The 6,894-nt window shown below is 76.1% G+C and carries 8 protein-coding genes; 1 reads left to right on the forward strand and 7 read right to left on the reverse strand.

The genetic code is table 11. The features are described from left to right. Positions 1-249: 249 nt before the first annotated feature. Positions 250-477, reverse strand: a complete 228-nt coding sequence (locus ABZ641_RS21410) for a hypothetical protein (RefSeq protein ID WP_344621651.1) — start codon at positions 475-477, stop codon at positions 250-252. 109 nt (positions 478-586) lie between these two features. After that, positions 587-1,450, reverse strand: a complete 864-nt coding sequence (locus tag ABZ641_RS21415; RefSeq protein ID WP_359983956.1) for a 3-hydroxybutyryl-CoA dehydrogenase — start codon at positions 1,448-1,450, stop codon at positions 587-589. Between the two features lie 232 nt (positions 1,451-1,682). Here ABZ641_RS21415 and ABZ641_RS21420 point away from each other — a divergent pair, with 232 nt between their 5' ends. Beyond that, on the forward strand, positions 1,683-2,501 hold the full coding sequence (locus ABZ641_RS21420) for an SDR family oxidoreductase (protein WP_344621653.1): 819 nt from the start codon (positions 1,683-1,685) through the stop codon (positions 2,499-2,501). Between the two features lie 24 nt (positions 2,502-2,525). Here ABZ641_RS21420 and ABZ641_RS21425 read toward each other — a convergent pair whose 3' ends face one another. From ABZ641_RS21425 to ABZ641_RS21445, 5 genes are all read right to left on the reverse strand, one after another. Then, entirely contained in the window at positions 2,526-3,536 is a 1,011-nt protein-coding gene (locus ABZ641_RS21425) for a 2-dehydropantoate 2-reductase N-terminal domain-containing protein (protein ID WP_344621654.1), read from the reverse strand. 64 nt (positions 3,537-3,600) lie between these two features. Next, positions 3,601-4,365: an alpha/beta hydrolase gene (locus tag ABZ641_RS21430; protein ID WP_359983959.1), complete on the reverse strand. Its 765-nt coding sequence runs from the start codon at positions 4,363-4,365 to the stop codon at positions 3,601-3,603. Continuing rightward, complete coding sequence (locus ABZ641_RS21435) at positions 4,358-5,260, reverse strand: arylamine N-acetyltransferase (RefSeq protein WP_359983962.1); 903 nt, start codon at positions 5,258-5,260, stop codon at positions 4,358-4,360. The genes ABZ641_RS21430 and ABZ641_RS21435 overlap by 8 nt, the downstream gene beginning before the upstream one ends. A gap of 61 nt (positions 5,261-5,321) precedes the next feature. After that, on the reverse strand, positions 5,322-5,975 hold the full coding sequence (locus ABZ641_RS21440; protein ID WP_344621657.1) for a GNAT family protein: 654 nt from the start codon (positions 5,973-5,975) through the stop codon (positions 5,322-5,324). Positions 5,976-6,066: 91 nt separating this feature from the next. Further along, positions 6,067-6,894: DMT family transporter (locus ABZ641_RS21445; protein WP_359983965.1), on the reverse strand; the 828-nt coding region annotated here is incomplete at its 5' end.

The raw sequence follows: 6,894 nt of genomic DNA on the forward strand, positions 1-6,894 counted from the left end.
GGGTGCTGGCGGCCGGGGCCGCCGCGGTGGCGGCGGCGGAGGACTTCGCCGGCGCGGCGGTGCCGCCGCCGTCGCTGCCGCACGCGGTGAGGGACAGGGACAGGGCGGCAGCAGCGGTGAGGGTGGTGACGATCATTCGAGTTCGCATGGCATCACGGTGTCAGAACGATCACCGTATGCCGAGGCCTGTGACCATGCTGTGACGGCGCTGTGCCACGGGAGTGGCGCAGGCCCGTCGGTCGGCGGGGGTCACCCGGCGGGTGCCGCCTCGTACTCGCCGAGCCCGACCCGGACGAGGTCGCCGGAACGGCACAGCTCCATCAGGTCGCGGCGGATGATGTGCGGCTCCGGGGAGGTGTCGTACTGAGCCTCGGCCCGCCGCCAGTCCCAGCGGCCGCCCTCCTCCCGGATGGCGGCCAGCAGCCGCTGGCGGCGGGCGGTGACGAGGACCCCGCGCGCGACGCTGATCCCGTTCAACTGGACTACCCCTGTGGTGAGCTGCTCGGGTGGCTGGAGGTGGTGGTGCGAGTGCGACGCCCCGCCCGGAGGGGCCGCCCCGGACGGGGACGCCGCGGGCCCGCCGGGATCAGGCGGTGTAGTCGTAGAAGCCGCGGCCGGACTTGCGGCCCAGCAGGCCCGCGTCGACCATCCGGGACAGCAGCGGCGGCGCCGCGTACAGCGGCTCCTTGTACTCGTCGTACATCGAGTCGGCGATCGACACGATGGTGTCCAGGCCGATCAGGTCGCACAGCCGCAGCGGGCCCATCGGGTGGGCGCAGCCCGCCTCCATGCCCTTGTCGATGTCGGCCGCGGTCGCCACGCCCGACTCGAACATGCGGACCGCCGAGAGCAGGTACGGCACCAGCAGGGCGTTCACCACGAAGCCGGCCCGGTCGCGGGCGCGGATCGGCTCCTTGCCGAGCGCCTGCACGGTGAACTCCTCCACCCGCGCGGTGGTCTCGGCGGAGGTGGTCAGGGTCGGGATGACCTCGACCAGCTTCTGCACCGGCGCCGGGTTGAAGAAGTGCAGGCCGATGACCTGCTCGGGGCGGCTGGTGGCGGCGGCCAGCTTCACGATCGGGATGGACGAGGTGTTGGAGGCCAGGATCGCGTCCCGGCGCTCGACCACCCGGTCCAGCGTCTCGAAGATCTGCACCTTGATGTCCTCGCGCTCCGCGACCGCCTCGACCACCAGGTCGCGGTCGGCGAAGTCGGCGAGGTCGGTGGTGAACGAGAGCCGGCCGAGCGCCTCGTCCCGCTGCTCCTCGGTCAGCTTGCCGCGCTTGACCGCGGTCTCCAGCGAGTTGGTCAGCCGGGTACGGCCGAGCTCCAGGGCCTCGCCGGTCGCCTCGGAGACGAGCACGTCCAGACCGGAGCGGGCGAAGACCTCGGCGATGCCCGACCCCATGAGGCCGCAGCCGATCACTCCGACGCGCGCGATGTCACTCACTCAGTTGCCCTTCACGGTGGTGCCGGGGGTTGCCCGGCGAGGTGCTGTTCAGCGGCCCGGCGCCGGGGCTCGGTGGGCCCCACACGCGTGTCCTGGTCGACCGTACTACTCCCGGGCGCCGGACGGTGGCGCTGGGCCGTTCGGATGACCCCCGGCCCCGGTCCGGCCGGGCGGCCCGGCGCCGCGGCCGGACCGGACCAGAATGCGGAGCAGCCGCAGGAGGGAGCACGCAATGGGGACGGGATCACTCGCCGGCCAGGTGGGCCTGGTCACCGGGGCGGGCCGCGGCATCGGCCGGGAGATCGCGATCGGCCTGGCCGCCGAGGGCATGATGGTCGGCCTGGTCGGGCGCACCCACGCCACGCTCACCGAGACGCTCCGCGAGTGCGTCAAGCACGGCTCCCGCGGGGTGGCGGTCAGCGCCGACGTCACCCGGCCCGGCAACGTCCGGGAGGCGGTGCGCACCGTCGAGCGCGACCTCGGCCCGATCGACCTGCTGGTCAACAACGCCGGCGAGATCGACCACGTCGAGGTGCCGCTCTGGGAGGCCGACCCCAACCAGTGGTGGCACGTGCTGGAGACCAACCTGCGCGGCCCGTTCAACCTGCTGCGCAGCGTCCTGCCCGGCATGGTCGAACGCGGCGGCGGCCGGGTGATCAACATGAACTCGGGCTTCGCGCTGCGCCCCGACGGCGTCTACACCGCCTACGCCACCTCCAAGGCGGCCCTGCTCAAGCTCTCCGACAACATCGCCGACTCGCTCGCCGAGCACCGCGTGGTCGTCCTCGACATCAGCCCCGGCGCCGTCCGCACCGACATGACCGAGGCCATGCCGATGTTCAAGGACAAGAAGGACTGGGGCTCGGTCGCGTACATGGTGGCCGTCGCGGTGGACGCCGCCCGGGGCCGCTTCGACGCCCTGCACGGCCGGTTCGTGCACGCCGGCCGCGACGACCTGGAGCAGCTGTGCGCCCGCGCAGCGGAGATCCGCGACGCGGACGCCCGGACGCTGCGGCTGCGCCCGTACGGGCCGGACGACCCGGTGGTCTGAGCCGCCGGGTCACGCCTCGGGCGGTCAGGTCTCCGGGCCTGACGCCTCCAGCAGCGCCGCCAGCTCGGCCTCCGGCAGGCTGCCCGGCGCCCGGCCCTCGCGGGCGAAGGCGTTGGCCAGCCGCTGCAGCGCCGCGTTCAGCGGGGTCGGTACCCCGTGCTGCCGGCCGAGCAGCACGATCTCGCCGTTGAGGTGGTCCGCCTCGATGTCGCCGGCGCCGCGGGCCAGGCTCTGCCAGGACGAGCCGCCGCGCCGGCTCTCCCCGTCGACCGGCACCAGGGTGACCCGGCCCGACCAGGCGGCCCGCTGCTCCTCGCGGTCGGCCCGGCCGATCCCCGCGGCGTCGAGCACCGCCTCGCCCTCGGCGACCGTCCGCCGGGCCAGCTCCAGCCGCAGCTCGCCGTCGACCGGGCCTCCCACGGCCTCCAGGGCGTTGTTCAGGTTGCCGAGCAGCTTGGCGTACTTCCAGCGCATCACGTCCGCGCTCGCCCGGGCACCGACGTGCGAGGCGGCGAGGTCCGCGGCGATCCGCCCGGCGGTGTCGTCGCTGCCCCGGGGGAAGCGGCCGACGTGCAGCACGCCGCTGACCGGGCTGCCCTGGGCGAGGACCCGGCCCGGCTCCAGGTGCGAGGAGGGCAGCCAGACGCACACCCCGTACACGCGGCGGAAGCGGCGCAGCGCGAGGCGCTCGTTCTCGACGCCGTTCTGCGCGCACAGCAGCGGCAGCAGCTCGCCCGCGGTGCCGCCGCCGGCCACCGGGCGGGCCGCCCACGCGTCCAGCAGCGGCAGGGAGTGCTGCGTCTTCACGGCCAGCACCAGCACGTCCCCGGGCCGCAGCTCCAGCTCCTCGGGCCCGCCGACGGCCGGGACGGCGAGGGTGCGGCCGCCCTCCGGGGTGGTCAGCCGCAGACCGTCCTCGCGCAGGGCCGCCAGGTGGGCGCCGCGGGCGACCAGCACCACCTCGTGGCCGCCCTCGTGGAGCCGCCCGCCGACCGTCCCGCCGACCGCGCCGGCGCCGATGATGATGTATCGCATGCCCCCGACCCTGGCACGTCCCCGGCGGGACGCGCCAGGGCCGGTGCCGCCGGCCGTCGCCCCGTCAGCGCGCCGCGGCGACCGCCCGGGCGAAGCCGTCCGGGTTGTCGAGCATGACGTTGTGGCCGCAGTCCGGGACGGCGACCAGGCGCACCCCGGACGCCGCCAGCCGCTCGGCGCCGTCCGGCGGGCCGTCCGCCGCCGGGTAGAGGAAGGTCCGCGGCTGCGGCAGGCCGATCAGCAGCTCGCGCATGGTGGGCACGGTCGCCCGGACCAGGTGGACGGCGCTGCGGTGCAGTGCCGTCCGCCCGGCCAGCCGCATCGTCGACCACCAGTGCGGCCCGACCCCGTCGCGGACCTGCCGCCAGGCACCGGCCAGGAACTCCTCCTCGGTGAACGAGGCGAGGCCGCTGCTGCCGCCGCCGGGCGGACCGGGCAGCGGCACCGGGTCGAGGTTGGCGTCCACCAGCACCAGCCGGGACACCAGCTCCGGATGGCGGGCCGCCAGCACGATCGCGACGGCGCCGCCCATGGAGTGCCCGACCAGTTCGGCGCCGTCCGCCCCCGCGGAGCGCAGGGCGGCGGCCAGCGCGTCCGCGTGCTCCTCCAGCGTGTAGCCGAAGTCCTCCGGGCGGTCGCTGAGGCCGAAGCCCAGCAGGTCCACCAGCAGCGAGCGGCGCCCGGCGAGCAGCGGATGCAGCGCCGCCTCGGTGAAGTACGCGGGGGAGGAGGCGCCGAGGCCGTGCACGAAGACCCGGGCCGGGCCGGCGCCGGGCAGCTCGACCCAGCGGATCCGGTCGCCGGCCGGGGTGACGGGAGCGCTACGCACCGGCCGCCTCCGGCTCCGGTTCCGCCACTGCCTCCGCCGCCGTCTTCGCCGCCTCGGCGGCCCGCCAGGCCAGGTGGGCGCCGTGCACCTGCTGCCAGAGCGCGGCCCGCCGCTCGGCGGGGACGTCCGACAGGTCCAGCCCGAAGTGCCCGGTCAGCAGGCCGAACCACTCCTGCTCGTCGGTGACCTCGCGGTCCTCCCGGCCCGCCGCGCCGACCTGCACCAGCAGACAGCCGCGCAGCGCCTCGAAGCCGTCGGCGCCGCGCCGCATCGTGCAGAAGACCTGGACGAACGAGGACTCCGGCGAGGTCGACAGCCGGACGTGCTCACGGACGAAGTCCTCCGGCCCGGCCGGGACGGGCGAGAACTCCATGCCCCGGAACGAGCCCTGCGGGTCGTGCTCCAGCCGCCAGCCGCCCGGCACCACCGCGGACGGCGCCATGCCGAACCGCAGCGCCCCCTGCCGGTGCGTGCCGGTCCGCAGCGGTAGCGGCTCGTACAGGCCGTCGCCGAGGCCGACGTCCGCCAGCCACGCCCCCTCCGCGGTGCGGACGGTGAGCGCCATGTGGTTGCCCGCCGCACCGACCGGCTCCGGGTCGACCTGCCGCTGCACACCGGCCACGTGCCGGGTCGCGTCGAAGCCCAGCGCCTGCAGCAGCGCCGAGAACGCGCCGTTGAGGTGGAAGCAGTAACCGCCGCGGCCGCGCACGATCCGCTCCGCGGACTCGACCGGGTCGACCGTCGTCGGACGGCCCAGCTGGATCTCCAGGTCCTCGTACGGCACCCGCTCGACGTGGGCGCGGTGCAGGGCGGCCAGCGCGTCGGCGGTCGGCGCGGCCGGACGCGGCAGGCCGAGCCGCCGCTGGTACCGGTCGACCAGATCGGGGTTCAGCATGCGGGGGTCCACCATCTCCGTGATTGCTCGTCGGTCCGGCAACGGGGCTCTCGGTGCCGGTTCACTCCTGCGGGCCCAGCCCGAACTCCGGCAGGCAGGGCCCGAGCCCGGTCAGCTCGACCGCGGGGCGGTCCGTCCGCTCCCAGTCGGCGCGGCTCAGCCGCAGCCGCCGGGTGACCCGCGGCCGGCCCTGCACGTTGTCCCGCTGGACGCCGTCCGGCCGGTAGCCCAGCCGGGCCGAGACCGCCAGCGACGCCGGGTTGTCGGTGAACGCGGCCGAGGTCGCCTCCTCCGCCCCCAGCCCCGCGAAGGCCAGGTGCAGCACGGCCGAGCGCATCTCCCGGCCGAACCCGCGGCCCTGGTGGGCCAGACCGAGCCAGGACCCGGTGCGCACCTCGCGGGTGACGGCGAAGTCCTTGGCGCTCACCGCCTGCACGCCGATCGGCCGGCCCTGCGCGAACACCACCAGCGTCAGCGCCCAGTGGTCCGGCGACCAGGTACCCCGCCGCAGCCAGTGCTGCTGCACCACGGCCCGGGCGCGCTGCGCCGGCGGCACGTCCGTCCAGGCGCTCAGGAACGGCATCCGGTCGGGCTCGTGGAGGCCGGCCGCGGCCACGTCGCCCAGTTCGGCGAGCTCCTCGTCGGAGGGCAGCCGCAGTTCGAGTCGGTCGGTGCGCAGCCGCAGCCCCAGCAGCGGCCAGTGGTCGGAGAGCATTCCGGCATTCTGACCCGCCGTCGGACCGCACCGCACCCGGTTTCCGCCGTACCCGACCCGCATCGGCCGCCGTGCGGCGCGGAGGCCGTCCTCACGGTGCCACGGGACCGCCCGCCGTCCGCGCCCGGCCCGTCCGGGGCGCCCGGGCCCGTCCGGGCCGCCAAGTCCGCAGGCCGAGGCAGACCCCGGCGCCGACCAGCACCGCGCCCAGCAGCTCGCCGGCCCGCGGCACCCCCTCGCCGAGCGCCGCCCCGGAGAGCGCGGCGGTGATCGGCACCAGGCCCGCGAACAGCCCCGCCCGCTCCGCCCCGAGCAACTCCAGCGCCCGGTACCAGAGCAGGAAGGCCACACAGGTCATCGGCACCGCCAGGTACAGCAGCGCGGCCAGCTCCGAACCGCTCGGCACCCGCAGGGCCGCCCGCCCGTCCAGCAGTACCGCCGCCCCGGCGAACATCGGCACCGCCAGCACCGTCACCCACGCCGACACCCCGACCGGGCCCAGCCGCGGCAGCAGCGGCACCGCCAGCAGCGAGAACCCCACCTCGCAGCCGAGCGTGCCCAGCGCGAGGACCGTCCCGACGGCGTCCCCCGCGCCGAACCCCTGCGCGGTCGCCGCGCCGGCCGCGACCACCCCGGCCGCGACGACCGCCCGCCGCCCCGGCCGGCCTCCGGCGAGCAGCGGCCCGAGCACCGCCATCAGCAGCGGCGCGGCCCCGACCACACTGCCCACCCCCGCCGGACCCGAGTGCCGCAGCGCCTGCACCAGCAGCACGTTGAAACCGACCAGGCCGGTCGCCGAGAGCAGGGCCAGCCGCCCCCACTCGCGCGCCGTCGGCCGCGGCGCGCCGGCCGCCGCCCGCAGCGCGAGGGGCAGCAGCAGCCCGGCCGCCAGCAGGTAGCGCAGCGCCTGCCCGCCCAG

The sequence above is a fragment of the Kitasatospora sp. NPDC007106 genome (assembly GCF_040634455.1).
Lineage (GTDB): Bacteria > Actinomycetota > Actinomycetes > Streptomycetales > Streptomycetaceae > Kitasatospora > Kitasatospora arboriphila.

Excerpts from the sequence above, each read along its gene's own strand:
- ABZ641_RS21425 (WP_344621654.1), bottom strand. The coding sequence starts at position 3,536 with ATGCGATACATCATCATCGGCGCCGGCGCGGTCGGCGGGACGGTCGGC.
- ABZ641_RS21435 (WP_359983962.1), bottom strand. The coding sequence starts at position 5,260 with ATGCTGAACCCCGATCTGGTCGACCGGTACCAGCGGCGGCTCGGCCTG.
- ABZ641_RS21440 (WP_344621657.1), bottom strand. The coding sequence starts at position 5,975 with ATGCTCTCCGACCACTGGCCGCTGCTGGGGCTGCGGCTGCGCACCGAC.
- ABZ641_RS21420 (WP_344621653.1), top strand. The coding sequence starts at position 1,683 with ATGGGGACGGGATCACTCGCCGGCCAGGTGGGCCTGGTCACCGGGGCG.